This is a genomic window from Palaeococcus ferrophilus DSM 13482 (assembly GCF_000966265.1).
Classification (GTDB): domain Archaea; phylum Methanobacteriota_B; class Thermococci; order Thermococcales; family Thermococcaceae; genus Palaeococcus; species Palaeococcus ferrophilus.
Genome location: NZ_LANF01000011.1, coordinates 81,803 through 106,840 on the forward strand (window position 1 = coordinate 81,803; position 25,038 = coordinate 106,840).

Consider the following 25,038-nt stretch of genomic DNA (forward strand, 5'->3'; position numbering starts at 1 on the left):
GGTGGTTGAAGTGGAATGGGGTAAGGAACTCTGTGGGCGCATAGTTAAGGAGGTCTCGTCCGTTTTCATAGGGAACGAGGAAGTGGTTAGAAAGACCCTCGCTGCTGTGCTCGTGAACGGGAACGTCCTCTTCGAGGATCACCCCGGACTCGGGAAAACACTGCTGGCAAAGACGTTCGGGAAGGTTCTCGGGCTCAGCTACTCCAGAATACAGTTCACACCCGACTTACTTCCAGCGGACATCACGGGAACCAAAGTGTGGAAGCCCGAAAGGGGGATCTTCGAACTGGTTAAAGGGCCGATATTCACGAACGTTCTACTTGCGGATGAGATCAACCGCGCCCCCCCAAAGACGCAGAGTGCACTCCTTGAAGCCATGGAGGAACGCCAGGTAACCATAGAGGGAGAAACCATAAGGCTCGAAGAGCCATTCTTCGTGATAGCCACGCAGAACCCCATAGAGTACGAGGGCACTTACCCCCTCCCCGAGGCCCAACTCGACCGCTTCCTCCTCCGCCTCAGCACCGGTTATCCAAAAACGCTCGAAGACGAGGTGAACATACTCAGGGCGAGACTCGAGTGGGGCAAGGACGACCCCACGGAGGACATAAAACCCGTGGTCTCAAAGGACACGCTGATCAGGATGCAGAGAGAGGTGGAGCACGGCGTCTTCATCCACGAGGAGGTGCTCAAGTACATAGCGGCCATAGTGAGGGAGGCCAGGAAAGATGAGAGGGTTGAGGCGGGCCCGAGTCCGAGGGGAGCGCTTGCACTCCTCAAACTCTCCAAGGCCCTTGCATTCATGGACGGTCGCGATTTCGTGATTCCCGACGATGTCAAGGAAATAGCTGTAGAAGCGCTCGCCCACAGGATGGTAATAAAAGCTGAGTACGCCTTTGAGGGAATAAGCGGGGAGAAAATAGTTGAGAACGCCCTCAAAAAGGTCCCCGTCCCAAAGGAGTTCAAGCGTGAGGAAGCATGATTCAGAAACTCCTCTCCTGGGCCCTCTGGTTCCTCGTGGTTGGAATCGTCTTCATGATCCCTGAGCTGGGCTATCTAGCTATAATCCCGCTTGGCGTGGTTGCACTCGGAATCCTCCTCGATGCGCCGGGAAACGTCAGTGTCGAGAGGGTTCTCGGCAAGGGGAGCGTGAGGGTGGGGGAGGAGGTTGAGGTTAAGGTGAGGGCTAGGGTTGCCTCGGGTATAGGGGTGTTCCTCCTCAGGCAAAACCTGCCGGAGGAGTTCGTCCTCGTGGAGGGAAGCAACGTCGGGGCCTTCTTCAAGGGGTTCAGGCCAGTTGAGGTTGAGCTGTCCTTCCGCGTTAAGGCCTCCAGAAGGGGGCGCTACGAGCTTCCCGGAGTGGAGTTCAGCGGACATCACCTCCTCGGCCTGAAGCCGAGCAGATGGGGCGTCTATGGAGGGAGTAAAGAGCTCACGGTGATGCCCCTCGTGACGTCGCCGAGGAGGGTGAGGACGCCGACGACGAAGTCCCCAATTCCAATACCCACCACGAGCCTTTCGGTGAGGGGTTCCCTCTCCACGGACTTCAGGGAGATAAGGGAGTACAGGCCCGGAGACCCCCTAAAGTTCGTCAACTGGAAGGCGAGCGCCCGGAAGGGCAAGGCCATGGTGAACGAGTTCGAGAGGGAGGGAAAGAAGACAGTCATGTTCTACGTTGACGCGAGGGACGTTATGAACGTGGGGACGAGCGTGGAAAACCCCTTTGAATATGCGATCCAGCTGGTTTCCTCCCTGTCCTACTACTTCACGAGGAGGGGCTACAACATAGGGCTCTACGTAATCGGGCTTGATACGCTGCTCCCCCCCGCCACGGGCTCAAAGCAGCTCTATGAAATCGTCAAGACGCTCCTCGAGCTGGAGAACTTCAGGGCGGGGGAGGAGAGCCTCGAGGAGGCGATAGGAAAGACGAAGAGGATACTCCTCAGCTACACGCCCCTCGTGGTCTACGTCTCCAACCTGCTCGAGAGGAACGCGGGGGAGGTCAAAGGCACCGTTAAAAAGCTCAGGGCGATTTATAAGAGCGCCAGGCTGCCCTTCCTTGTCTTCGACATCTCCACGTACTCGCTCCTCGGTGGCGGCCCTGAAAAGCTTGTGCGGCTTGAGAAGAGGGCCATACACCACGAGCTCGCGGGTGCGGCCTACATCATGCCCTGGGATCCCGGAAAGGAGGACGTCTCCACAATCCTAACGAAAACGGTGAGGCTGATAAGATGAGGCCGCGAGGAATTTTTACACTCATCAAATTCATCATAGCCCTTCCCCTGGTTATCCTAACCGCGGAGGCGCTTGCGAGCATACCCCTGATTGCTCCCCTGATCGGGCAGGGGCTTAAGCTGCTCCGCATCCCCCTAGACACTTACGACTTTCTCCTGCTTATTCTTGCTCTCGGCGTTTTTGGAGGCCTGATAAACGGTTCCTCCCTCGGAAAGGTGGTCTCACTGCTATCCGTCATGTACCTGGCAGTATTCATAATAGCGAACTCCCCCCTAATGTGGATAGCCTTCCCAAGCCTCTACACGTTCACAAAGCCACTGAGGGAAGCGGGGACGCTCACGGTGGACCGGGGCCTCTTCTACCTTTCCCTGTACCTGGCGGCCGCTATAGCTGGAGACTACCTCGATTCCCTCTCAAAGAAAGACGAGCTCCTCGAAAGGTGGGGTATGGGAGGAGATATCCTCTACGCGGCCCTTCTCAATGTAACCCTCTTCATAGCACTGGCATTCGCACTGGCATTCGCTCTACGGGACTACGCGGAGGGCGCGACGATGCACCTGGGCGAGCCCCACATGGTGATACCCCTAACGCTCCTCGCTCTGGGCATGGTCATAGCCTTGGGCGTGTTCCCCCGCTCCCGTCCCAAAAAGGTCAAGCTCGTCATCAAACTTCGCCTGCCCCTTGGTGAGAGGTACGATGTCTCCGTAAGCGGGGAGGAGGACGTCGTAGTGGAGGTGAGGAGCGAGGGGAAGACACAGGAGAGGGAGCTTCTGCTAGAACGAGAGGTTGAGAGGGCACCAAATGCCGTTCGGCTCGTTTATATGGGTGAAGAAAACCGCAGTATAAGGCTTAAGAAGGTTAAAGAGAGCCCCGAGGGGAATGTGCTCTTCCTGCTCTACTCCAACGAGAGACCCCTTGAATTCTAAGGTTGTAAACCTTTGGTGCATAAAGAAAGGTTAACAACGTTTACTTTTGTAATTTCGTTTTTAAAAACGCTTTAAAAGCAAAAAACAGAGTTATTATTGGAGATTATGAAAAAATGGGGCGTGTTTATTTTATGACGAAAAAATGGAGGGAGGAACAATGAGTTTCATTATTGTATTCATGTGGTCATTGGTGCTCTGGCTGGTGCTTACGGCTGGAAGCAAGGGGATGCTCTGGAGCGGCGAAGAGCTCGTCGCAGGAGTGATTTTCTCGGCCATCGTGGCATTCAGCACAAAGGACGTCATAGGGGAAAGAGCGTCGAGGTTCCTTAACCCGGTGAAGTGGCTCGGTTTCATAGGCTATCTCCCGGTGCTCTTCTGGGGGATGACCAAGGCCAACCTCGACGTGGCCTACCGCGTCATAACGGGCAAGATAAAGCCCGGGATTGTGAGGGTACCCGTTGAGCTTGAGAACGACGCCCAGTACACCATACTCAGCAACTCCATAACCCTCACCCCTGGAACGCTGACGGTTGACGCGTGCCCCGAGGAAAAGGCCCTCTACGTTCACTGGATAAACGTGACCGAAAAAGAGCCCAAGAGCTCCGAAGTCATAGCAGGCTCCTTTGAAAAGTGGGCAAGGAGGCTGGGAGCATGATAGAGGGGGTTTTCTTCTACTCGGCCCTCGTCGTTATGATTGGAGCGTTCCTTGCACTGCTCAGGGTGTTCTTCGGCCCGAGCGTTCCCGACAGGGTGGTGGGAGTGGATACACTCAACACGCTCGTAGTTGCCGGCATGGTTCTTCTTGGCGCGGCCTACGACAGGACGATTTACATTGACATAGCCATCGTCTACGCGCTTCTCAGCTACATAGGGACCCTCGCGATAGCGAAGTACCTCCAGGGGGGATTGAGATGATCGAGTACGTCATCTACGCGTTCCTCGCGATAAACATGGTCTTCAACCTGCTGGGTAGCTTCTCGCTCCACCGCTTCCCCGACGTGTACACTCGCCTTCACGGGGCAACGAAATGCACCACCTTCGGGACAATCTTCGCGGTCTTAGCGGTGGTTGTCCACGCCGCCTACAGGCTCCACCTCACAGGCGACCCCAAGTACCTCGGGATGGCCCTCCACAGCCTTGTGGCCCTGGTGGCACTCCTCCTTACGAATCCGGTTGGAGCGCACGCCATAGCAAAGGCTGCACACCTGAGCGGCTACAAGCCTGCCAGGGCCGTCATTGATGCGTATCAAATGAGGAAGGGGGGAGAGGAATGAACGTTTTGAGCGTTGACGCGCTCCTCCAGTTCGGCATACTCATGGGAGTTCTCATAGCGGCCTACCTCACGATAACGATGAGGGATCTTCTGAGCGCTGTCATAGCCTCCGCGGCGATGAGCCTCCTGCTCAGCCTCGAGTTCTACATGCTCCACGCACCCGATGTTGCGATAGCGGAAGCAGCAGTCGGAGCCGGAGTCGTTACGGCGGTTGTAGTTTATGGGATAGCAAAAACGGAGAGATGGGAGCGTGAGGGACCATGAAAAGGACTTTTGGAGCGCTGGCGTTGCTCTTCATATTCGGAACCCTCCTCGTCGTTGCGAACCCTCAGCACGGCCTGAAGTTCGGCCTCGGTGGCGAAGAGTGGGAGAAGCACCGCTACACGGACCAGTACTACATCGAGCACGGCCTTGAGGATGTCGGGGGAACGAACATAGTCACGGACATAGTGTTCGATTACAGGGGTTACGATACGATTGGAGAGGCCACGGTTCTCTTCACGGCAATAGCCGGGGCGGTCGCCCTTCTGAGGCCCTGGAGGAGGGATGAGGAATGAACCAGCGTTCGCTGCATAGTGACATGGGGGTCATAGTCAAAACAACGGCTAGGGCAACTATTCCACTCATAGGCATCTTCGGGGCCTACGTGGTTTCCCACGGTCACCTCACCCCCGGTGGCGGATTCCAAGGGGGAGCGACGATAGCGGGAGCGGGAATACTCTTCCTTCTCGCCTTCGGGCTCGGCGAGATGAAGAAGAAGTACGACCACCACCTCTACTCCGCCCTCGAAGGATTGGGAGGCCTCGTCTTCCTCGGAATGGCGATGCTTGGTCTCGGCGTGGCGTTCTTCTACAACACGCTCTGGCACAACGGACCATTCAACGGAGAACCGGGGACACTGCTTTCAGCGGGCTACCTGCCCATAATGAACCTCGCCGTTGGATTAAAGGTCTTCACGGGCCTGATGAGCGCGATGGTGGCAATAGCCATGTACAGGAGGTGGAAGGAGTGATACCATTTCAGTTCATCACCGCGTTCCTGCTCATATTCATGGGGGTCTATGCCTTCCTCTACAAGAGGAACCTCCTCAAACTGGTCCTGGCCCTCAACGTCATTGATTCGGGCATACACCTGCTCCTCGTGAGCTTTGGCTACAGGATCGAGGGGAATTTACTCCCAACGGCGCCGATATACACCGGCTACGAAGGTGGCGCCATGGTGGGGCCCCTTCCACAGGCGCTTGTCCTAACCAGCATAGTCATAGGCGTGTGTGTGCTCTCCCTCGCGGTGGCTCTGACGATAAACGCCTACCGCCACTACGGAAGCCTCGACGTTAACAAGCTGAGGAGGTTGAGAGGATGAACGTCCTGCCGTTCATGATAATCATTCCGCTCCTCGGTGCCTTCGCAACGCCGATAGTGGGCCTCGCAGGAAGGAGGGCAAGGGAAGCGTGGGCCGTCCTCGTAAGCGGCGCAACGCTCGGCGTGGCGGGTAAGGTGCTCTACGACCTCTGGAGCACTGGGAAGGTGCTCGTTTACACGCTCGGAGCCAGGAGCCCCCTCGGAGAGGGAGGCTTCCCTATAAGGATAGTGTGGGAGCTCGACCTCCTCAGTGGGATAATGGCCTTCACAATAGCCTTCGTGGCATTCCTGGCAATAGTGTACTCTCTCGAGTACATGAGCCACGACACCGGGCTCGAGAAGTACTATACCCTGGCACTTATCCTCGAACTCGGAATGCTCGGCATAGTGATGACCGGGGATCTCTTCAACTTCTACGTCTTCCTCGAGATAATGAGCATAGCTAGCTACGCGTTGGTGGCTTTCAGGAACGACACCTGGGAGGGCATCGAGGCTGGCATAAAGTACATGTTCGTTGGGTCCCTCGCCAGCAGCTTCATCCTTCTCGGCATAGCACTTCTCTACGGCGAATATGGGACCCTCACGATGGCATATCTGGCGAAGCTCATGGGAGAGAACTTCACGCTGACGGCAAAAATAGCGCTCGCCCTCCTTATGGGTGGCCTCCTCTTCAAGAGCGGCGCGGTTCCGGTCCACATGTGGCTCGCGGATGCCCACCCCGCGGCACCGAGCTCTATCAGTGCGATGCTCTCGGGTCTCGTCATAAAAGCCGGCGGCCTCTACGTCATGGCGAGGATAGCCTTCAGCGTCTTCGGCTTAGGGGTGAATCTCAAGACCCTCGGGTGGGTCATAATACTCTTCGCGTGCCTCACCCTCATAGTCGGCAACGCGATGGCCATAGTGCAGACGGACATGAAGAGGCTCTTCGCCTTCTCCTCCGTGGGTCAGGTCGGCTACATCCTCCTCGGCTTTGGAATCGGCCTGGCAGCCTACGGGACGGACGTTGGGAGGGTTGCCACTGCGGGGGCGATATACCACATAGTCAACCACGCACTCATGAAAGCCCTCCTCTTCATGGTGGCGGGGGCAATCCTCCATCAGGTTGGCAGCAAGAACCTCAACGAACTAAGTGGACTCGCCAGGACGATGCCGAAGACCACCGCCGCCCTCATAGTCGGATCGGCCGCAATAATAGGTCTTCCGCCGCTCAACGGCTTCGCGGGCAAGTGGCTCATCTACGAGAGTTCGGCACTCTTCAACCCGTTCCTGGCCGCGATAGCAATCATAGGAACGGCCTTCTGTACGGCGGCATACATCAGGGTGCTCTACACCTTCCTGGGGCGGCCGAGTGAGCGGGTGATGGGAGCGAAGGAACCGGGAAATGCTATGCTCGTCCCGATGTTCATACTGGTGGTGGCCATAATCGTCATGGGGCTCTTCCCATGGGCAATCAGCGAGAAGGTCATGGTTCCAGCGGCTTCCATGCTCGCCAACATAAAGGGTTACATAACCGCGGTGCTGGGAGGTGCGTGAGATGTTCGGATACTGGGATGCACTCTACTTCGTTTACGTTTTCATCATAGGCCTCGTCATCTCCTACATCATCTACAAGTGGGCCGAGCGCTCAAGCACCGGGACGAGAAGGAGTGGCGATGGTACGAAGATATTCCTCAGCGGTGAGGATCAGGACGAGGTAATCCCACAGTTCGAGCACTTCCAGGGCTACGTCACTGGAAGACACGTCATGTGGGGCCTCATCAGGGGCATCAACAGGATGTTCATAGCCTTCAGAAGGGAGCACACGGGGCTGTTGAGCGACTACGTGAGCTATCTTCTGATAACGACGGCCCTCGTGCTTGGTGCTCTGTTAATCTGGGGGTGATGGTGTATGGCGATTAAAGTTCACGCCCAAGATGTTCACGCGAACAACGAAGATACTTCCCAGCGCGAGAGGCTGGAGAGGGAGATATCAAGGCTCTGCAGGTACATAGGGAGATCACCGTGGGTCTTCCATGTGAACAGCGGTTCCTGCAACGGGTGCGACATTGAGATAATAGCGGCACTGACGCCGCGCTACGACGCTGAGAGGTTCGGGGTGAAGCTGGTCGGAACACCGAGACACGCCGATGTGCTCCTCGTCACCGGGCCGGTCACCAACCAGAGCCTCGAGAGGGTCAAACTCGTCTACGAGCAGACCCCAGACCCGAAGGTAGTCGTGGCCATAGGCGCGTGTCCCACAGGGGGAAGCGTGTTCTTCGAGAGCCCGTTCACGAACGCACCCCTGGACAAGCACATACCCGTGGACGTCTTCGTCCCCGGCTGCCCGCCGAGGCCCGAGGCGATACTCCACGGCGTTGTGCTGGCACTCCAAAAGTTAATCTCAAAAATCGAAGGTGAGGGAGAATGAACGTTGACGAGTTTATGAAGGTTTTCGGTGAGAGGTTCCCTGAGGCGGAGGTAAGAGTCAGCGAGAACAAAGAGCCCCACCCGAGGAGAAGGGTGTGGGCGACCGTTGAGAGGGAGAAGTTCCACGACGCCATGAAGTTCGTCAGGGAACTGGACCCTAAGGCACAGTTCTCCATCATAATCGCAAGGGACGCCGGTGAAACGCTGGAGGCAAAGTACCATATGGAGCTCTTCTGGGAGGAAGGGGAGAGCATATCCCTCATCATAGGCACGAGCGTTCCCAAGGAAGACCCGAAGCTGCCCACGGTGACGGACGTCTTCCCGAGTGCGCTTCCCTACGAGAGGGAGGTTCAGGAGTTCTACGGCCTGTTCTTCGAGGGCATCCCCGACCCGAGGAGACTCTTCCTGCCCGACGACTGGCCCGAAGGAGTTTACCCGCTCAGGCTCGACGAGACGGGAATCAAGCCTGAGATGGTGAAAAACGCGGGGCACCCGTACAAAATAAAAAAGGAGGGGGCTAAATGAACGAGAGGCTTGAGTACTGGGTTAAGATACCCGTTGGGCCGATACACCCGGCCCTTGAGGAGCCCGAGAAGTTCATCATCACGCTCGACGGTGAGAGGATAATAAACGTTGACGTCAAGCTCGGCTACAACCTGAGGGGAATAGAGTGGATAGCCCTCAGGAGAAACTACATCCAGATACTCTATTTGGCCGAGAGAATGTGCGGAATCTGCTCGTTCTCCCACAACCACACATACTCAAGGGCCGTCGAGGAGATGGCGGGCATAGTCGTCCCTGAGAGGGCCGAGTACATACGTGTGATAGTGGGCGAGCTTGAGAGGATTCACTCCCACCTGCTCAACCTCGGTGTCGTCGGCCATGCAATAGGCTACGATACAGTCCTGCACCTCAGCTGGCTCGCCAGGGAGAGGGTCATGGACATCCTGGAGGCGATAGGCGGCAACCGCGTTAACTACGCCGTCAACATGATAGGCGGAGTCAGAAGAGACCTCGAAGAGAAGCACATCAGGGCGATAAAGGAGATGGTAGAGTACTACCGCAGCGAGGTCATGCCCAAGATAGAGGAGATATTCCTCTACGACCCGACGGTTGAAGCTCGCTTGAGGGACGCGGGCGTTATTCCAAAGAGGATAGCCATAGACTACAGCGCCCAGGGGCCAACGGCCAGGGGAAGCGGCGTAAAGAAGGACGTCCGCTACAACGAGAAGCTAGGTGTTTATCCAGACCTCGGGATAAAGCCGATAACGCCCAAGGAGTTCACTGGAGTAATCAAGGGGGACGTCTTCGACAGGATGGTGGTCAGGGTAGGTGAGCTCTGGCAGAGCCTCGAACTTATAGAGAGGGCCATAGATCAGATGCCCGAAGGAAAGATAAAGGCCGTCCCGAAGGACAACGCCCTCCTCTTCCAGCTCAAAAAGGCCGATGGGGAGGGAATAGGAAGGTACGAAGCACCTAGAGGTGAGCTGATTCACTATGTCAAAGGGCAGAAGGGCAAGGACGTTCCCGCGAGGTGGAAGATGAGAGAACCAACCTTCCCGAACCTCTTCGCCATAGCGAGGGCCCTCGTGGGCGAGCAGGTTGCGGACGTTCCCGTGGCGATAGCTTCGATAGACCCGTGCCTGAGCTGTACGGACAGGGTTGCGGTGATAGATGCAAACACCGGAGAGAGGAGAATCCTCACGGAGAAGGACCTTCTCAGGCTCTCGATAGAGAAGACGAGGGAGCTCAACCCAGAGGTGAAGGCAAAGCCAGAGGTTGTTGGAGTTGGCTGCCCGAGGGGTGGTGCGCTGTGAACGTCATCTACGCCACTCTGGGATTCCTCGGAGTTTACGCCTACGTCTCATTTGCCTCCCTGCTCTGGGGCGGAATAGACAGGAAGCTCGTGGCGAGGATGCAGCGCCGCGTTGGTCCCCCGCTGTTCCAGCCCTTCTACGACTTCCTCAAGCTGGTGAGCAAGGAGTCAATAATTCCCAGAGATGCCAACAGGCTCTTCGAGCTCTCTCCAGTTTTCGCGCTGGCCGCTTCAATAACCCTCCTGGCCTACACCCCGCTCGGCTTCGAACCGCTCTTCGGCACCAAGGGTGACGTCATCCTCTTCGTCTACCTCCTGACCACGATAGGCTTCCTGAGGGTTCTAGGTGCGGTGAGCTCAGGTTCGCCCTACGCCCAGCTCGGAGCGCAGAGGGAGATGATAATCCTAGCCTCAAGGGAAGCTCCCATGATGCTGGGCCTCTTCACAATCCTCTGGCGCCTCAAGGAGCTCGGCGTTACGAAGCCCTTCAGCATGGGGACGTTCTACGAGCACAACATCTGGGAGCTGGGAACACCCCTGAGCCTAATAGGGACGCTCATACTCCTCTTCGTCTTCATGGCGTGGCTCGCGAGCGAGATAGAGGTGGGCTTCTTCGACATCCCCGAGGCGGAGACCGAGCTAGCGGAGGGAACGATGGCGGAGTACAGCGGGAGACATCTGGCACTTTTCGAGCTCGCCAACGCCATAAAGGCCTTCGTCAGCGCGAGCCTCGTCGTGGTGGTCTTCTTCCCGTGGGGGATCTCTCAGTATCTCGGACTCACGGGACTTCCCGCCATGGCGATTGAGCTGCTCTTCCACACCCTCAAGGTCTTCGTCGTGCTCTTCGTGAGCATGAGCGTCTTCAGGGCTGTAACGGGAAGGCTCAGGATAACGCAGGCGGTGGGCATGTTCTGGACGAGGCTCCTGCCGGCGAGCATCGTTGGGGCGATTCTTCTTGCGATAGACGCGCTGGGGGTGATAGTATGAAGGTTCCACCGACGCTCTCAACAGTTCTAGGAAACCTCTTCAAAAAGCCCGCGACCAACCCGTTCCCGGAGAGCGAGCCGGTGCCGGTTCCCGAGGGCTTCAGGGGCAAGCTCAACTACGACGTCGAGAAGTGCGTCGGCTGCAGACTCTGCGTTATGGTCTGCCCCGCTGGGGTGATAGAGTACGTCCCCGAGGTGAAGAAGGTCACCTTCTGGCTCGGAAGGTGCGTCTTCTGCCAGCAGTGTGTGGACGTATGCCCCGTCAACGCCCTCTGGATGAGCGACGAGTTCCTATTAGCTACAACCGACAAGTACGACGACAACCTCCGCTGGCTCAAGGGGGAAGAGATTGCGGAGCTCAAGAGGAAGCTCGAGGAAGAGAAGAGGGCCAAGGAAGCCGCAAAGAAGGAATGATTTACTCTACCTCGATGGGGGATTCACCCCCCATTATATCCTCCACGTTTCAGCTTCTCGTACTCCCTCTTCAACGCCTCGTAATGTTTTCTCTCAACCTCTGCGAGCCTCGAGTATAATCTTCTCAGGTTCTCGTCCTCAACCCTCTCCGCCAGCAGTCTATAGGACTCATGGGCAATGAGTTCGCTCTCCATAGCTACCCTGAGGACTTCCTCAAGCTGATCGGCCCTCTCAAACTCGTTGATGACGGGGAGAACCTCGATGGGTGGTATATCCACCTTCGGCTTCTTTCCGTACTTCCTCTCATAGTGGATTCCCAGTTCAGTAGCGTGCTCAAGGGAATCCCGTGAAAGCCGTTCAAAGGTCTCAGCGAGTTCTTCACCCAGTTTTAGATCCCTGGTGCGCCTGGCCAGCTCGCGGTAGAACTTCGCCTCCTCCCTCTCCCCCTCTATCCAGTAGGCCAGAGCCTCCTCGTAACTCAGTTTTGAAAGGGCCCTGACGACATCTTCCACATCGTACATATCCATCCCTTTGAGATTAACCGGAACGGGTAAATAAGCTTTGGCCTGCTAAGATTAATGCATTCATGCATACAAAATTACATTAAATTTCCATGTGGGTCACCCACGTCACCTAAAATACCACGGTGAATGGTTCTGTAGATATACGTAAACCAGCAATTGTTTGCTATTTGTCAAATTTAAAGTTTTAAACCTTTTGTTTAGGAAAGGCATTTATAAGTTTTTACTCAAGCTTAAATTGAGATTTAGAGATAACAGGCCCTCTGCGGGTTCAAAACCAAAAGTTGGGGTGGGAAAATGGGGTTTACCACATCTTTCGTATGGTCGCTGCTGGTGTACCTCATCCTGACCGCAGGCTCCGGTTCGCTCGTGGCATGGAGTCCCGGAGAGCTGGTGGCAGGAGTGGTCATTGCCACCGTAATAGGCTATGCAACGAGAAACATAATGGATGAGCGCCTCGAATACTTCTTCAATCCAAAGAGATGGCTGCTGTTCATCATTTATGCCATAGGGCCGTTCTTCTTCGCCATGGCCAGGGCCAACTTTGACGTGGCATACCGTGTCATTACGGGCAAGATACGGCCTGGAATCGTGAAAATCTCGCCAGAACTCACGAGGGACGAGAGCAGGGTTCTTCTGGCCAACTCGATAACCCTCACTCCGGGAACGTTCACCCTCGAGATAGACGACGAGGGCAGCCTCTACGTGCACTGGATAAACGTGCCCGAGGGCAAGGAGAAGCCCACGCCCGAAGAACTGTGTGGATACCTTCCAAAATGGGCAAGGAGGATTGGGGAATGATGGATAGCATGTTCATGTGGACCATGGTATTGCTGATGCTATCGGCGACCCTGACGCTGATAAGGATGCTGGTAGGCCCAACCATACCGGACAGGGTGGTCGCGCTCGATGCCATGACCACTACAACCGCCGGGGCAATGGTTCTCTACGGCGTCATAACCAAGCAGGTCGTTTTCATTGACGTGGCCCTGGTCTACGCGGTTCTCAGCTACATAGCGACGCTCTACATAGCCCGCTACCTTGTGAAGAAGAGGGTTGGTGTAGCGTGCGAGTGCGAGGAGGGAGGCGCATGATTGAATGGCTGCTCGGAATTTTCCTGGCTATTGGAGTGTTCTTCAACCTCCTCGCCAGCGTGGGAATCCTCCGCTTCCCCGACGTTTACACGAGAATCCACGCCTCAACCAAGTGCACCACCTTCGGGACGATATTCATCGTGCTTGCGGCGATAACATACTCAATCTACAACTGGAGGCTCGACGGAAACATAAGATGGATAGTCCTAGCGATTCACTCCGCCCTCGTAGTCATCTTCCTCGTGCTCACGAATCCCGTTGGGGCGCACGCCATAGGTAGGGCCGCAAGGAAATCCGACATAAGGCCCTACGGGGCTGTTATAGATGAGCTGGAGGGATACTATGAACTTTGAAAGCTTTTTCGGAATAATCCAGGTCTTCGTGGCAATAGGACTCGTGGTGAGTGCGGCTGCCGCAATTCGCTTCAAGAACCTCATTGCGGCCGTGCTTGCGATGGCGGTCTTCAGCCTAATACTCTCCCTTGAGTTCTACGTACTCCAGGCACCGGACGTTGCAATAGCCGAAGCCGGCGTTGGGGCGTGTCTGACGACTGCAATGTACCTGCTGGCGATAAAGAACACGACCGACGAGGAGGTGATAGAATGAGGAAGGGACTTGCCCTATTCGCCTTTGTAACGTTCGCCATAATCCTCCTCGCGGTTGCGGTAAGCCTGCGCCCCTTCGGAAGTCCACCCCACAGCGAGATGGACACCTACTTCATCCAGCACGCGCAGGAGGAAGCCTCTGCCAACAACGTTGTGACGAGCATAGTCTTCGACTACAGGGGTTTCGATACCCTCGGCGAGGCAACGGTTCTCTTCACGGCCGTCTCGGGCGTCCTGATGGCCCTCCGCAGGAAGGGGGTGAGCTCATGACAACCCCAATCATAAAGGTCACCACAAAAATCCTCGCTCCGCTCATACTGACGTTCGGAGCGTACATCATCCTCCACGGACACCTGACCCCTGGAGGGGGCTTCCAGGGAGGAGCGGTTTTCGCGAGCGGGCTTGCACTTTTGATAGTAGCCAACAACAGGGAAGACGTTAAGAGACTGTTCGATAAAGTACCGCTTGGTCCCCTCGAGAGCCTTGGAGCACTCGGCTTCCTTGGGGTTGCTTCCCTCGGCTTCATGGGCTACACATTCTTCAAGAACGTGGTAGCCAACAGCGGGTTCCCCATCTTCGGTGGAAGGACTCCAATAGGCATCAACCCCGGCTACCTCAACACCGGTGGAACCCTCTCCTACATGAACATAGCCGTGGGAACCAAGGTTCTGGCTGGACTGACCAGCATAGTTCTCATGTTCTTCCTGCTCTACAGGGGGGAGGAGAAATGAACGTCCTCTGGGTCAACTTCCCGTTCATAGTCGTGGCAGGTCTCCTCATACTCGGCTTCTACACGCTGGGCTTCAAGAGGAACCTCATAAAGATAGTCATAGGCGTTGAAATCCTCGAAGGTGCCGTCAACCTATTCCTCGTGGCGAGCGGGTATGTGAAAGGCGCCTACGCCCCGATATACACCATGGCCCCCAACGAGGCCTTGAACAACATGGTTCTACCAACGCCACAGGCCCTAACGCTCACCAGCATCGTCATAGGCGTCGCGGTCTCGGCCCTCATGCTGGCCTTCGCGGTGAACATCTACCGCCACTACGGAACCCTCGACGTCACCAAGATAAGGAGGCTGAGAGCATGATGGAGCACTTACCGGCTTTGATGATAGCCGTCCCCCTCTTCGGGGCCTTCACAACACCACTGCTCAAGAAGAAGCCGAAAGCGGCCGCGGTATGGGCAACCCTCGTGGCACTCACCACCGTTGGCCTCGCACTGCTCCTCACGAGGGAAGTGCTCTCCTCGGGGCCAATCCTCTACGTCTTCGGTGCGGAGAAAGCTGGCTTAACCCTTCCATCCGGCTACAAAGTGCCCATCAGGATAATCTTTGAGGTTGATGCCATGGGCGTCTTCATGGCGATATCAGCAACGCTGATGACCTTTATCGGGGCGCTCTACTCCTACAGCCACGTGGAGAAGGAGAGCGGCCTTGAGAAGTACTACGCGCTGATGCTCCTCCTGGAGGTAGGCATACTCGGCATGGTGCTCACCGGAGACCTCTTTAACCTCTTCGTGTTCCTTGAGATAGCGGGAATAGCCGGCTCTGCACTGGTCGGATTCCGCAACTACCGCGGAGAGGCCAGCGAAGCGGGAATAAAGTACCTCCTCGTGAGTGCAGTTGCCTCCCTCATGGTGCTCTTTTCCATAGGCATCCTGTACACACAGTACGACCACCTCAACATAGCCTATCTGGCGAGGCACGTGCAGTTCAACACGGTGGACATGATAGCCTTTGGACTGCTCTTTACGTCCTTCGCGGTCAAGTGCGGTGCGGTTCCGATGCACTACTGGGTTCCCGATGCCTACAGCGAGGTTCCAGCGGGCATAAACCCGCCCCTGCTGGTATCCACCTACGCGAGCCTCTACGCTCTCTTCAGGGTGAGCTTCACGCTCTTCGCAAACATCTCCTGGACGCTTGAGAGGGTCGGCTGGGTCATGAGCATACTCGGCGTTCTGACGATGTTCATAGGCGTCACCATGGCGCTGGTGCAGCACGACGTGAAGAGGCTCATGAGCTACCACGCCATCTCCCAGACCGGTTACATGCTCCTCGGCGTTGGGGTTGGTCTCACCGTCCTCCACGACCCGAGCAGGTTCGAGGCCTTTGGAAGGGCCGCGATGGCCGGTGGAATATTCCACATAATGAACCACATTATCTACAAAGGTCTGCTCCTCATGACGGCGGGAGCGCTCTTCTACGTAACCGGGACGAGGGACCTCGACAAAATGGGCGGCCTGGCAAGGAGAATGCCCTACACCACGATAGCCTTCATCTTTGGAGCGGCCGCGATATCAGGTCTGCCACCCTTCAACGGATTTGCAAGCAAGCTGCTAATCTACGAGACATCCTACCAACTCCACCCGCTTTTAGCGGTCTTCGCGATGGTGACGAGCATACTGACGCTGGCTTCCTTCGTCAAGGTGTTTGCATCCGCTTTCCTCGGACCGGAGGTCAAGGAGTACAGGGAGGCCAAGGAGGTTCCAAAGCCGATGGTGGTGGCTATGTTAATCCTGGCGGCGCTGTGTCTCCTCTTCGGTCTGTTCCCGAACGTGGTTCTCGATAAGCTGGTCTATCCGGCGGTGGATGCGCTCTATCGCTTTACCGCCTACACGGGGTGGTTACCATGAACTTCACACTCAACACACCCTCGGGCTACTGGAACCCACTGCTGTGGGTGGCCTTCCTCGTGCTATTCGCCCTCGTGGGGTACGTAATCTACGGACGCGGGAACCCAGCTCACAAGAGGGGCGAGCAGGCAAAGCCCTACCTCAGCGGAAACGAAGAACCGGACGTGGAGGAGATCAGGGTCAGGGCGAGTGACATCTACTGGGGCTTCCTAGAGGCTCTGAAAGGCTACTACGCGGTGCTCATGAGGATGCACACCGGCGACCTGAGGGACTACATCTACTGGTACATAGGGGTTGGAGCGGTTATAATCCTCATATTCCTGGGGGGATTGTGAATGGGAAAATTAAACAGCTTTAAGCGCTCCCTTTGGGTTTTCCATGCATCCGGTGGGAGCTGCAACGCCTGCGACATTGAGATAGTCGCCGTGCTCACGCCCAGGTACGATGCAGAACGCTTTGGAATCAAGCTCGTCGGTTCTCCGAGGCACGCGGATGTGCTCCTCGTTACTGGGGCCATTCCGAGGGACTTCGCGGACAAACTGAGGAGGATATACGAGCAGATGCCTGATCCAAAGGCGGTGGTCGTTGTTGGGAGCTGCGGAACTAGCGGGGGAACGTTCTACGACTCCTACAACATAGCCGGGCCCATAGACGAGATAATCCCCGTGGACGTTTACATCCCGGGCTGCCCGCCGAGGCCAGAGGCGATAATAGACGGCGTTGTGAAGGCGTGGCTCAAGCTTGAGAAGCTGGAGAAAGAACTCGAAAAGAAGCACGGGGGTGGGGAGGAGTGACGATGAGCGCGGAGGAAGTCCTCGGAAAGCTTCAGGAGGCCCTCGGTGAGGCGATATTGGAGCACGAGATAAGGGAGTACACGATGGGTGTGAAGAAGAAGCGCTCCTACCGGGAGGTTTGGCTCACGATAAAGCCCGAAGCTTTCAGGAAGGCCGTTGAGGAGGTATTCGCCATAGACTACCCGCACCTGCACTTCATAACCGGTGAGGACAGGGGAGGAGACGTTGTGAAGATGATATACTCCTTCGGGGTCTTCCACGCCCACCCGTGGGGAGAAATCAGCGTTGTTCTCAAGTTCGATCTGCCCAAGGATAACCTCGTCCTCCCGACGATAACGGACCTCATGATGGGGGCGGAGACGAACGAGCGCGAAATCCGGGAGATGCTGGGAGTGGAGTTCGAGGGACTGAAGAACAAGAGGCACCTCTTCCTGCCGGACGACTGGCCCGAGGGCAAGTACCCCTGGAGGAGGGACGAGCACGGCGTTGAGGACATGGTGAAATACACCCACAGGAGCGTTGACGAGGTCAGGGGTGGTAAAGATGAGTGAGGGCAAAAACTATTACTACGTCCCAGTTGGGCCAATCCATCCAGCTCTAAAGGAGCCAATAAGGGTGGAGGCGAAGGTTCAGGGCGAGAAGATAGTCGAGGTTGACGTCAAGAGGGGCTTCGCCCACAGGGGAATAGAGTACATGGGCATGAAGAGGAACGCCATCCAGACCCTCTACCTCTCGGAGAGGATATGCGGGATCTGCTCGATTTCGCACCCCTACGCCTTTGTGATAACTGCCGAGAAGGCGCTCGGAATGGAGGCCCCGCCGAGGGCCCAGTACATCAGGACGATAATAGCCGAGCTCGAGAGGATACACTCCCACATACTCTGGCTGGGTGTCGTCGCCCACGAGATAGGCTTCGACCCGCTCCTCTTCTGGACGTGGAAGGGGAGGGAGAAAGTCCTCGACGTCCTCGAGCTCATAACGGGTAACAGGGTAAACTACGCCATGTACATGATAGGAGGGGTGAGAAGGGACATAAAGGAGAGCCACAAGAAGGCGCTCCTGGATATGATAGACTACTACCGCAAGTTCAACGAGCACATGAAGGAGGTCTTCCTCTCGGACCCGGCCTACAAAGCGAGGACGCGCGGCGTTGCCCAGCTCTCGAAGGAGCTCGCGCTCAAGCTCAACGTGTGCGGCCCCGTAGCAAGGGCAGCAGGCATAAGAATGGACGTGAGGCAGGACATGCCCTACGATGCATACGCGGACATAGGGGTGAGGGCTGTCGTTCCTCAGGACATAGCTGGAGAGGCGAGGGGAGATGCATACGACATTACCATGGTGAGGCTCTACGAGATAGACCAGAGCCTCGACATAATCGAGTACTGCCTCAAGGAAATGCCGGAGGGCAAGCTCCTGGCCATACCGAACTACGTGGCGCTTCTCTCAAAGATAAGAAGGAGCGAGGGGGAGGTGATAGGGGCGCACGAGGCACCGCGCGGTGAGGTCATCCACTACATCAAGTTCGGGGAGAAGAGGGACGGCCCCCTCGTCTGGAAGGTCATCGCGCCGAGCTACAACAACATCAACAGCTGGGGACCGCTCCTCCTCGGTGCGGAGGTGGCGGACATACCGGTTGTGGTTGCCTACATAGACCCGTGCATGTGCTGCAACGACAGGCTCGCACTCGTGAGGAGGGAAGATGGAACGGTCATAGACCCCTCGGAACTCCACAGAAAGGCGGTTGAAAAAACGGAGAGGATTAAGCGCGATTTGGGGGTGAAAGAATGAGCTACGAGCCTATCGTATCGGGTATAGCACTCCCACTCATCGGCCTCTTCCTCGGATTAGTGTACAAGGGTATAGACAGGCGCGTTTCAGCGAGAATGACATCGAGGATAGGGCCTCCGATAAGGCAGCCCTTCTGGGACGTGGGCAAGCTGCTCCTCAAGGAGACAGTACAGCCAGAGAACGCCGTTGGCTGGATATACAACGCCATGCCGCTGATAGCGTTCGCCTCCTCACTTACGCTACTCCTATACATCCCCTTTGGAGTCTTAAATGCACCGCTCGAGGGCTACGGGGACCTCATAATAATCCTCTACCTCCTGACGCTCCAGGGACTCTCAATGGCGGTGGGAGGTTTCGCCTCCGGCAGCCCCTTCTCCTCCGTGGGGGCACAGAGGGAAATGGTGCTCATGATGAGCTACGAGATGCCGCTGGCGGCGGTGATAGTGGGCTTCGCCATGATTTACAAGAGCTTCTCCCTTGGAGCGATAGCCTCAACGCCGGTCTGGACGACGGTGGGCCCGCTCGCGGCCCTCGGGGTGCTCCTCCTATTCATAGCGCTCCTCGTCGTGACTCCAGCGGAACTTGCCAAGCTCCCCTTCGACATAGCAGAGGCTGAGACGGAGATAGCAGAAGGCATGCTGGCAGAATACAGCGGCAGGAACCTGGCCCTGTTCTACCTCTCGGATGCCGTCAGGGGCTTCGCGATGGCATCTCTGGAGGTGGTGCTGTTCTTCCCGTTCACTCTCTCAAGTATCGTAAATCTCGGGCTTAGCGGAGCGGCGTACTACACCGTCGAGGCCCTCTGGTTCCTCTTCAAGGTGCTCGTGATATACCTCGCGGTGGTTACCCTCGTCAGGACTTCCTTCGGACGTTTCAGAATAGAGCAGGCCTCCAAGATATTCTGGGTCTACGTCAACATAGTGGCCCTCGTGGGACTGATACTCGTGTGGATGGGGGTGTGAATGATGCCGACCAAAGCTATGTTCCTCATGATAAAACAGCTCCTTGAGAAGCCGTTCACCAACCCCTTCCCGGTCAAGCACGCCCCATCAAACGTGACCTCGCTCATAGAGAAGGTGCAAAAGGGCGAGGCTAAGATAAACCCGCCCGTGCCGATTCCTGAGAACTTCAGGGGCAAGATAAAGTACGACTCCGAGAGGTGCATAGGCTGCAGGCTGTGCATAACCGTCTGCCCGGCAGATGCAATAGAATGGCTTCCGGAACTCAAAAAGGTGCGCTACTACGCCTCGCGCTGCATGTACTGCGCTCTCTGCGTTGATGTCTGCCCCGGAAAGAAGTTTCCGGGCGAGGAGAAGGCCGTTAAGGCACTCACACTAAGCGACGAGTTCCTTTTAGCGAACTACGACAAGTACGACGACAGCCTTATAGAGGAGCCGCCCGAGGCAAGGGAGGCCCGCAAAGCGAAGGGGACCTAGTGTTCCCTCTCTAATTTATTGACGTCGCTTTTTCCTAGATACGGGGCGTACATGCATTTTCCCGAGTTTGAAAATATCTCCGAGTTTTTTTCGAGAAACCCACACCGGCTTATAGTTATGGCGCCTTAAAAGTCGAGAAAGGAGTTGAGAGCGGCCGTTTCGCGTTCTGGAGCCCAGGGAATATGGTAGCCCCGCGGGGATTCGAACCCCGGTCCAGGGATCCAGAGTCCCCGATGCTTGGCCGCTACACCACGGGGCTGTGCCCGATGATTTGATACCGCCGGGGGTTTATAAATTTTACCCTCAAGGGAGCCCAGGCAGGGGTTTAGCACATCATGCCCCTCAAGGGACATACCCCTTCGATGAAAACCCGAGAAGGCGGAGTTTTGTGGCGGGCCGGCCGGGATTCGAACCCGGGACCACCGGGTTAAAAGCCCGGTGCTCTAACCAGGCTGAGCTACCGGCCCCCGTTTAGGGATACCGGGTGGGTTTTATAAGCTTTACTGGGTCCCCGACCGTAAAGTTTATAAATGGTTGATGGTGAGTAGTGGTTGGCACGGCGGTCATAGCGGCGGGGTCACACCCGGACTCGTTTCGACCCCGGAAGTTAAGCCCGCCAGCGATCCCGGTTGTACTGCCCTCCGAGAGGGGGCGGGAACCCGGGGACGCCGCCGGCCACTCACATGCCCGGGTGGTGTAGCCAGGCCCATCATACGGGACTGTCACTCCCGTGACTCGGGTTCAAATCCCGACCCGGGCGCCAGAATTTCTAAAACCTCTTCTCGGGGCAAACCATATAAAAAGGGCATTACAAATTCATTGTGGTGGTTGTAATGGGACTCATCGAGGACAAAGCACTTGTTGAGGCGGCTCTTTTCGTTGCAGGAAGGCCGTTAAGCGTCAAGGAGCTTTCTAAGGCGCTTGGAATAAAATCCCTGGATTACCTTGAGAAGCTCATAGAACTTGTTGCCGCTGAATACGCGGAGAGGAAGAGCGCCATCGAAATAGTACGCGTTCTTGGAGATAAATACGTTCTCCAGCTCAAGCAGGAGTATTCCCAGAGGGTAATGCACCTGATGCCGAGACCCGACCTCAGGACGGGTGAGTTGAAGACGCTAGCACTCATAGCCTACCTCCAGCCGGTAGAGCAGAGCAAAATCATAAAGCTCCGCGGGAGCCAGGCCTACGAGCACGTGAAGCACCTCCTTGGAATGGGTCTAATCTACGCGGAGCCCTACGAGAGGACCAAAATCCTCGGGACAACTCCGAAGTTCGCGGAGCTCTACGGCTTCCCCGAGAACGACCCGATACTGATAAAGGAGGCCTTCAAAAAGGTTATACACGCCGAGTACGAGGACTTAATCGAGAAGCTCGAGAAGGAGAAGAAGAGGGAACCGGAAGAGTGAGCTAACCTCCCTCCGAGTACCTGAACGTCCCGTTGCAGTATTCCCCTACCCCTTCAAGGAGCCCAAAGGTTGCACAGCCCTCCGCGGTAACCTCTCCCCAGCCGTGGATGACGTGGCACATGCACTCCTCGGGCCTTAGGAACGTTCTGTTGAAAACTACATCCGCGCCCCTGAAGACGAAGACCCTTCCACCAGCGGGAGTTCCATCCCCCTCAAGGATCTCAAAGCCGAAGAGAGAATAGCTCCCGTTTGAGGCGAAAAACACGTGCGCCGGCGGTTCAGCGAAATCGCCGAGTTCTACCTCCCTAACAAGCCCCTCCCTTCCGTAGATGTGGAGGAAATCGGTGCCAAAACGGTACCGCGGTTTCCCAAAAAAGCGGGCCACGAAGAGGTAACCTCCACCCTCATCCATCAGAACATCGAAGGAACCCTCGCCACGTTCGAAAGGAAGGATTTTCCCTTCCCTTCTCATCTCCCAGAGGTACGATAGGGGCTGGAGGCTCTCCCACAGCAGTCTTCCGGAGTAGTCGCAGGCCACGATACGCTGCACCTCACCCCGGTGAAGGGCGCTCTCGACGGAGACATTCTTGAGAGCCTGGCCTATTATCGGGTCATCTCCGTACTTCAGCACGTACTTCGGAACCTTCATACCCTGCCCAACCTCGGAAACGACAAACCCCCACGGGAAGAAGTATGCTTGGGATGCATCCACGAAATAGGAAACGTTGTCGTTCCTCACCACAAAGCCCTCCTCGTGGGGCGGTTTTATGATGGTCACGTTGCCGAAGACCGCAACAGCGCTCCCGTTCACCTCTCCAGCGGACTCGATGAAGGGGCAGTCCCGAGTGTTTCTGGCATCATGAACGCTGTAAAAAACGAGTGCGAAAAAAATCACGAAGAGTATGGCAAAGGGTACTCCCTTTCTCATCCGAACCCCTCTAAAACATATCCGCCAACACATGCTATTTATGTTCATCGCTCCCGATTCTCCCCGGGAGACTCATCATCATTCGCCATCCGTTCTCCGAGTCCACGCCAAAACCTTAAAATACCTCCCGGGGCTATTACTATTAAGGTGAGTGGTTATGGGTGTGCTTACAAAAGATGAGATCCTCGAAAGAATCCGGCGGAGCAAAAAGCTCAGCCCACGGGAAATAAATGCTAAAATCCGCGAACTCATGGAGGAACACGGCATTTCTGACCACGCGGCCGCTTTGATGCTTGCCGAGGAGCTCGGGATTTCTATGGGTGAGGGCGGAGCGCTCATGAGCATAGGGGAGCTTGCCCCCGGTATGAGGGATGTCAACATCGTTGGACGCGTTACGAGAAAGTTCTCTCCGAGGGTTTACACGAAGAGGGACGGAAGCCAGGGGAAGGTCGCGAGCCTCATAATCCACGACGGCACGGGAAAGGCGAGGGTGGTTCTCTGGGATGCACAGGTTGACAAGTACATAAACGAGGTCAGCGTGGGGGACGCGGTCAAGATAATCGACCCCCAGGTGAGAGAAGGCCCCAACGGCATTGAACTGCACGTAAACTTCAGGAGCAGGCTCATAGTGAACCCCGACGACCCGAGGGTGGCGGAGCTTCCGGAGCTCTCGAGCGTTAGGAGCTACTCCTACACGAGGAAGCCGATAGGGGAGCTCATGGACGGCGACAGGTTCGTCGAGGTCAGGGGGACTATTGCAAAGCTCTACCGCGTGGCGGTGTACGACGCGTGCCCCCAGTGCAGGAGGAAGGTGGACTACGACTCATCCACCGATACGTGGATATGCCCCGAGCACGGTGTGGTGGAGCCGAAGACCATGGTAATCCTCGACTTCGGCATAGATGATGGAACCGGCTACATCCGCTCAACGCTCTTTGGAGACCAGGCTGTGGAGCTCATAGGCATTGACGCCGAGACCATCAAGGAGAGGGTTCGCGAGGCAATAAACTCCGGACTAACAGCGAGGGAAGCCGGCAAGAAGGTGGCCGAGGAGGAGGTCTACCCCGTAATAGGCAAGGAGATAATCCTGAGGGGCAACGTCATAGAGGACCGCTTCCTAGGGCTGCTCCTCAAAGCTTCATCATGGGACGAGGTTGACTACGTGAGGGAGATTGAGAGGGCGAGGAAGGCCCTCCGCGAATCAATGGAGGGATTGTGATGGAGACCGTAACCGTGAGAAGGAGAAGACCCGCGGTCGAGAGGAAAATCGGGGAGATCACGGAGGAGGACACGAGGGTGGCCCTCATCGGTAAGGTCGTGAAGGTTGACAAGCTGGACTACATCTTCACGATAGACGATGGAACCGGGGTGGCCATAATTGAGAGCGAGGAGAACGTTCTTCCAAGGCCAGGCCAGATAGTGAGGGTGATAGGGAGGATCATCAGGAACGAGGAGACACACATCTACGCGGAGGCGGTTCAGGACTTCAGCGACGCCCACCTCGAGTACCTCGAGGAGGTTCAGGAGCTTGAACGCGAGCTCCTCCCCAGGCTTGAAAACGCTCTCGTGTGGTGGTCAGAATGAAGAAGCGCTTACCCGCTACCCGGCTCTACATTAAGGACGTGCTCGAGGGATACTACATCAAAGGGGAGGGCGACTTCGAGCCCAACTACCTCATAACCAGGGACGCAAGGAAGGTCTACCGCGCCAAGATAGTGGGCACCGTGGTGAGGGAGCCCACCATAGCGGAGGACGAGACCTACGGCAAGTTCCAGGTTGACGACGGAACGGGGGTCATATGGGTTCTCGGGTTCAGGGATGACGCGCGCTTCGTCAAACTCGTCAAGAAGGGAGACCTAGTCCAGATAATAGGAAAGATAGCCGAGTGGCGCGACGACAAGCAGATACTCGTTGAGGGCGTGTTCCCTGTTCCGCCCGATGCCTGGACGCTCCACCGCTTTGAAATCCTCCGCGAGAGAATCGAGCACATCAAGAAGGCAAGGGTTGCGCTCGAAATCTACAACACCTACGGAATAACGGCCAAGGCCAAGGTCATAGCCAAGAACCGCGGGGTGAGCGAGGAACTCCTCCAGACGATAGACGAGCTCTACGCGATAATGATGGAGCGCCAGGGAGAAGCCATGCTGGAGGAAGAGGTCGGAGAGGAAATCGGCGAAGAGCTCGGTGAAGAGAAAGAGACCCTCGAGGAGGCCAAGAAAGCCGTCCTGAACCTGCTGCGCCAGAAGGGAGACACACCCGTGTCCCTTAAGTACATAATCAAGAAGCTCCAGAAGGAGTTCGAGCCGGACGTTATAGAAGAGGCTGTCCACGAGCTCCTCGCCGAGGGTGAAATCTTTGAGCCGGAGGTAGGATACTACCAGATTCTCTGAAATCGTCTCTCTTTTCCCCTTTTCT

General features: G+C 56.3%; 37 protein-coding genes, 3 tRNA genes and 1 rRNA gene. 37 read left to right on the forward strand and 4 right to left on the reverse strand.

What is annotated here, in order from left to right; genetic code table 11:
• Nucleotide 1 precedes the first annotated feature (1 nt).
• From PFER_RS05480 to PFER_RS05560, 17 genes are all read left to right on the forward strand, one after another.
• A complete protein-coding gene (locus PFER_RS05480) occupies nt 2-982 on the forward strand; it encodes an AAA family ATPase (RefSeq protein ID WP_048149620.1) in 981 nt (326 codons plus the stop codon).
• Nucleotides 979-2,235, forward strand: coding sequence for a DUF58 domain-containing protein (locus tag PFER_RS05485; protein WP_048149623.1), 1,257 nt, complete (start codon nt 979-981; stop codon nt 2,233-2,235). Before PFER_RS05480 ends, PFER_RS05485 begins: the two co-directional genes overlap by 4 nt.
• Complete coding sequence (locus PFER_RS05490; protein ID WP_048149625.1) at nt 2,232-3,161, forward strand: hypothetical protein; 930 nt, start codon at nt 2,232-2,234, stop codon at nt 3,159-3,161. The genes PFER_RS05485 and PFER_RS05490 overlap by 4 nt, the downstream gene beginning before the upstream one ends.
• A 157-nt stretch (nt 3,162-3,318) precedes the next feature.
• A complete protein-coding gene (locus PFER_RS05495) occupies nt 3,319-3,816 on the forward strand; it encodes a monovalent cation/H+ antiporter subunit E (RefSeq protein WP_048149627.1) in 498 nt (165 codons plus the stop codon).
• Entirely contained in the window at nt 3,813-4,076 is a 264-nt protein-coding gene (locus PFER_RS05500; protein WP_048149629.1) for a cation:proton antiporter, read from the forward strand. Before PFER_RS05495 ends, PFER_RS05500 begins: the two co-directional genes overlap by 4 nt.
• Nucleotides 4,073-4,435 (forward strand): monovalent cation/H(+) antiporter subunit G, encoded by a 363-nt coding sequence (gene mnhG / locus PFER_RS05505; RefSeq protein WP_048149631.1) that lies wholly within the window; start codon nt 4,073-4,075, stop codon nt 4,433-4,435. Before PFER_RS05500 ends, mnhG (PFER_RS05505) begins: the two co-directional genes overlap by 4 nt.
• Nucleotides 4,432-4,698 carry a DUF4040 domain-containing protein gene (locus PFER_RS05510; protein WP_048149633.1) on the forward strand — a complete coding sequence of 89 codons (267 nt, stop codon included), beginning with the start codon at nt 4,432-4,434 and terminating at the stop codon, nt 4,696-4,698. Before mnhG (PFER_RS05505) ends, PFER_RS05510 begins: the two co-directional genes overlap by 4 nt.
• Entirely contained in the window at nt 4,695-4,991 is a 297-nt protein-coding gene (gene mbhE / locus PFER_RS05515; protein ID WP_048149636.1) for a hydrogen gas-evolving membrane-bound hydrogenase subunit E, read from the forward strand. The genes PFER_RS05510 and mbhE (PFER_RS05515) overlap by 4 nt, the downstream gene beginning before the upstream one ends.
• Nucleotides 4,988-5,446, forward strand: a complete 459-nt coding sequence (locus PFER_RS05520) for a Na(+)/H(+) antiporter subunit B (protein ID WP_245612457.1) — start codon at nt 4,988-4,990, stop codon at nt 5,444-5,446. Before mbhE (PFER_RS05515) ends, PFER_RS05520 begins: the two co-directional genes overlap by 4 nt.
• A complete protein-coding gene (locus PFER_RS05525; protein ID WP_048149642.1) occupies nt 5,443-5,796 on the forward strand; it encodes an NADH-quinone oxidoreductase subunit K in 354 nt (117 codons plus the stop codon). Before PFER_RS05520 ends, PFER_RS05525 begins: the two co-directional genes overlap by 4 nt.
• Nucleotides 5,793-7,328, forward strand: coding sequence for a proton-conducting transporter transmembrane domain-containing protein (locus PFER_RS05530; protein WP_048149645.1), 1,536 nt, complete (start codon nt 5,793-5,795; stop codon nt 7,326-7,328). The genes PFER_RS05525 and PFER_RS05530 overlap by 4 nt, the downstream gene beginning before the upstream one ends.
• A gap of 1 nt (nt 7,329) precedes the next feature.
• Nucleotides 7,330-7,677, forward strand: coding sequence for a hypothetical protein (locus tag PFER_RS05535; protein WP_048149647.1), 348 nt, complete (start codon nt 7,330-7,332; stop codon nt 7,675-7,677).
• A gap of 6 nt (nt 7,678-7,683) precedes the next feature.
• A complete protein-coding gene (locus PFER_RS05540) occupies nt 7,684-8,202 on the forward strand; it encodes an NADH-quinone oxidoreductase subunit B family protein (RefSeq protein WP_048149649.1) in 519 nt (172 codons plus the stop codon).
• On the forward strand, nt 8,199-8,726 hold the full coding sequence (locus tag PFER_RS05545) for an NADH-quinone oxidoreductase subunit C (protein ID WP_048149652.1): 528 nt from the start codon (nt 8,199-8,201) through the stop codon (nt 8,724-8,726). The genes PFER_RS05540 and PFER_RS05545 overlap by 4 nt, the downstream gene beginning before the upstream one ends.
• Nucleotides 8,723-10,018, forward strand: a complete 1,296-nt coding sequence (locus PFER_RS05550) for a hydrogenase large subunit (protein WP_048149654.1) — start codon at nt 8,723-8,725, stop codon at nt 10,016-10,018. The genes PFER_RS05545 and PFER_RS05550 overlap by 4 nt, the downstream gene beginning before the upstream one ends.
• A complete protein-coding gene (locus tag PFER_RS05555; RefSeq protein ID WP_048149659.1) occupies nt 10,015-11,004 on the forward strand; it encodes a respiratory chain complex I subunit 1 family protein in 990 nt (329 codons plus the stop codon). Before PFER_RS05550 ends, PFER_RS05555 begins: the two co-directional genes overlap by 4 nt.
• Nucleotides 11,001-11,417, forward strand: a complete 417-nt coding sequence (locus tag PFER_RS05560) for a 4Fe-4S binding protein (protein ID WP_048149661.1) — start codon at nt 11,001-11,003, stop codon at nt 11,415-11,417. The genes PFER_RS05555 and PFER_RS05560 overlap by 4 nt, the downstream gene beginning before the upstream one ends.
• 23 nt (nt 11,418-11,440) lie before the next feature.
• Here the strand turns inward: PFER_RS05560 and PFER_RS05565 are convergent, their stop codons facing one another.
• Nucleotides 11,441-11,944: a ferritin-like domain-containing protein gene (locus PFER_RS05565; RefSeq protein WP_342666381.1), complete on the reverse strand. Its 504-nt coding sequence runs from the start codon at nt 11,942-11,944 to the stop codon at nt 11,441-11,443.
• 291 nt (nt 11,945-12,235) lie between these two features.
• Here PFER_RS05565 and PFER_RS05570 point away from each other — a divergent pair, with 291 nt between their 5' ends.
• From PFER_RS05570 to PFER_RS05635, 14 genes are read left to right on the forward strand one after another with little or no spacing between them, the layout of a single operon-like run.
• Nucleotides 12,236-12,739 carry a Na+/H+ antiporter subunit E gene (locus PFER_RS05570; RefSeq protein WP_048149667.1) on the forward strand — a complete coding sequence of 168 codons (504 nt, stop codon included), beginning with the start codon at nt 12,236-12,238 and terminating at the stop codon, nt 12,737-12,739.
• 8 nt (nt 12,740-12,747) lie between these two features.
• Nucleotides 12,748-13,032, forward strand: coding sequence for a cation:proton antiporter (locus tag PFER_RS05575; protein ID WP_245612459.1), 285 nt, complete (start codon nt 12,748-12,750; stop codon nt 13,030-13,032).
• Nucleotides 13,029-13,385, forward strand: coding sequence for a monovalent cation/H(+) antiporter subunit G (mnhG, locus tag PFER_RS05580; protein ID WP_048149673.1), 357 nt, complete (start codon nt 13,029-13,031; stop codon nt 13,383-13,385). Before PFER_RS05575 ends, mnhG (PFER_RS05580) begins: the two co-directional genes overlap by 4 nt.
• Nucleotides 13,375-13,638 (forward strand): hydrogenase subunit MbhD domain-containing protein, encoded by a 264-nt coding sequence (locus tag PFER_RS05585; protein ID WP_048149676.1) that lies wholly within the window; start codon nt 13,375-13,377, stop codon nt 13,636-13,638. The genes mnhG (PFER_RS05580) and PFER_RS05585 overlap by 11 nt, the downstream gene beginning before the upstream one ends.
• Entirely contained in the window at nt 13,635-13,907 is a 273-nt protein-coding gene (mbhE, locus tag PFER_RS05590) for a hydrogen gas-evolving membrane-bound hydrogenase subunit E (RefSeq protein ID WP_052696182.1), read from the forward strand. Before PFER_RS05585 ends, mbhE (PFER_RS05590) begins: the two co-directional genes overlap by 4 nt.
• Entirely contained in the window at nt 13,904-14,368 is a 465-nt protein-coding gene (locus PFER_RS05595) for an MnhB domain-containing protein (protein WP_048149678.1), read from the forward strand. The genes mbhE (PFER_RS05590) and PFER_RS05595 overlap by 4 nt, the downstream gene beginning before the upstream one ends.
• Nucleotides 14,365-14,727: a sodium:proton antiporter gene (locus PFER_RS05600; protein ID WP_048149680.1), complete on the forward strand. Its 363-nt coding sequence runs from the start codon at nt 14,365-14,367 to the stop codon at nt 14,725-14,727. The genes PFER_RS05595 and PFER_RS05600 overlap by 4 nt, the downstream gene beginning before the upstream one ends.
• Nucleotides 14,724-16,271: a proton-conducting transporter transmembrane domain-containing protein gene (locus PFER_RS05605; RefSeq protein ID WP_048149684.1), complete on the forward strand. Its 1,548-nt coding sequence runs from the start codon at nt 14,724-14,726 to the stop codon at nt 16,269-16,271. The genes PFER_RS05600 and PFER_RS05605 overlap by 4 nt, the downstream gene beginning before the upstream one ends.
• The gene (locus tag PFER_RS05610) at nt 16,268-16,606 is read left to right on the forward strand and encodes a hypothetical protein (protein ID WP_048149686.1); all 339 of its coding nucleotides are present in this window, start codon (nt 16,268-16,270) and stop codon (nt 16,604-16,606) included. The genes PFER_RS05605 and PFER_RS05610 overlap by 4 nt, the downstream gene beginning before the upstream one ends.
• Nucleotides 16,607-17,065, forward strand: a complete 459-nt coding sequence (locus PFER_RS05615) for an NADH-quinone oxidoreductase subunit B family protein (protein WP_048149687.1) — start codon at nt 16,607-16,609, stop codon at nt 17,063-17,065.
• Between the two features lie 2 nt (nt 17,066-17,067).
• Nucleotides 17,068-17,616: an NADH-quinone oxidoreductase subunit C gene (locus PFER_RS05620; RefSeq protein WP_048150264.1), complete on the forward strand. Its 549-nt coding sequence runs from the start codon at nt 17,068-17,070 to the stop codon at nt 17,614-17,616.
• Nucleotides 17,609-18,853: a hydrogenase large subunit gene (locus tag PFER_RS05625; protein WP_048149689.1), complete on the forward strand. Its 1,245-nt coding sequence runs from the start codon at nt 17,609-17,611 to the stop codon at nt 18,851-18,853. The genes PFER_RS05620 and PFER_RS05625 overlap by 8 nt, the downstream gene beginning before the upstream one ends.
• Entirely contained in the window at nt 18,850-19,815 is a 966-nt protein-coding gene (locus tag PFER_RS05630) for a respiratory chain complex I subunit 1 family protein (protein WP_048149693.1), read from the forward strand. Before PFER_RS05625 ends, PFER_RS05630 begins: the two co-directional genes overlap by 4 nt.
• Before the next feature lie 3 nt (nt 19,816-19,818).
• Nucleotides 19,819-20,289 (forward strand): 4Fe-4S dicluster domain-containing protein, encoded by a 471-nt coding sequence (locus PFER_RS05635; protein ID WP_048150265.1) that lies wholly within the window; start codon nt 19,819-19,821, stop codon nt 20,287-20,289.
• Between the two features lie 183 nt (nt 20,290-20,472).
• On the opposite strand, the gene PFER_RS05640 is transcribed toward PFER_RS05635, so the two are convergent.
• A tRNA-Gln gene (locus tag PFER_RS05640) sits at nt 20,473-20,548 on the reverse strand.
• 130 nt (nt 20,549-20,678) lie between these two features.
• A tRNA-Lys gene (locus PFER_RS05645) sits at nt 20,679-20,756 on the reverse strand.
• 88 nt (nt 20,757-20,844) lie between these two features.
• Here PFER_RS05645 and rrf point away from each other — a divergent pair.
• The 3 genes from rrf to scpB all read left to right on the forward strand — a co-directional run bounded on the left by rrf (nt 20,845) and on the right by scpB (nt 21,695).
• Nucleotides 20,845-20,966, forward strand: a 5S ribosomal RNA gene (rrf, locus tag PFER_RS05650).
• Nucleotides 20,967-20,974: 8 nt separating this feature from the next.
• A tRNA-Asp gene (locus PFER_RS05655) sits at nt 20,975-21,052 on the forward strand.
• Between the two features lie 70 nt (nt 21,053-21,122).
• Nucleotides 21,123-21,695 (forward strand): SMC-Scp complex subunit ScpB, encoded by a 573-nt coding sequence (gene scpB / locus PFER_RS05660; RefSeq protein ID WP_048149715.1) that lies wholly within the window; start codon nt 21,123-21,125, stop codon nt 21,693-21,695.
• 1 nt (nt 21,696) lies between these two features.
• Here scpB and PFER_RS11830 read toward each other — a convergent pair whose 3' ends face one another.
• The gene (locus PFER_RS11830; RefSeq protein WP_052696183.1) at nt 21,697-22,623 is read right to left on the reverse strand and encodes a hypothetical protein; all 927 of its coding nucleotides are present in this window, start codon (nt 22,621-22,623) and stop codon (nt 21,697-21,699) included.
• A 157-nt stretch (nt 22,624-22,780) separates the two neighbouring features.
• Between PFER_RS11830 and PFER_RS05670 the strand changes: the two genes are divergently transcribed.
• The 3 genes from PFER_RS05670 to PFER_RS05680 are packed head-to-tail and all read left to right on the forward strand — an operon-like array spanning nt 22,781 to nt 25,013.
• The gene (locus PFER_RS05670) at nt 22,781-23,842 is read left to right on the forward strand and encodes an OB-fold nucleic acid binding domain-containing protein (RefSeq protein WP_048149716.1); all 1,062 of its coding nucleotides are present in this window, start codon (nt 22,781-22,783) and stop codon (nt 23,840-23,842) included.
• The gene (locus tag PFER_RS05675; RefSeq protein ID WP_048149718.1) at nt 23,842-24,207 is read left to right on the forward strand and encodes a hypothetical protein; all 366 of its coding nucleotides are present in this window, start codon (nt 23,842-23,844) and stop codon (nt 24,205-24,207) included. The genes PFER_RS05670 and PFER_RS05675 overlap by 1 nt, the downstream gene beginning before the upstream one ends.
• On the forward strand, nt 24,204-25,013 hold the full coding sequence (locus PFER_RS05680) for an OB-fold nucleic acid binding domain-containing protein (protein ID WP_048149721.1): 810 nt from the start codon (nt 24,204-24,206) through the stop codon (nt 25,011-25,013). The genes PFER_RS05675 and PFER_RS05680 overlap by 4 nt, the downstream gene beginning before the upstream one ends.
• The last annotated feature ends 25 nt before the right edge of the window (nt 25,014-25,038 follow it).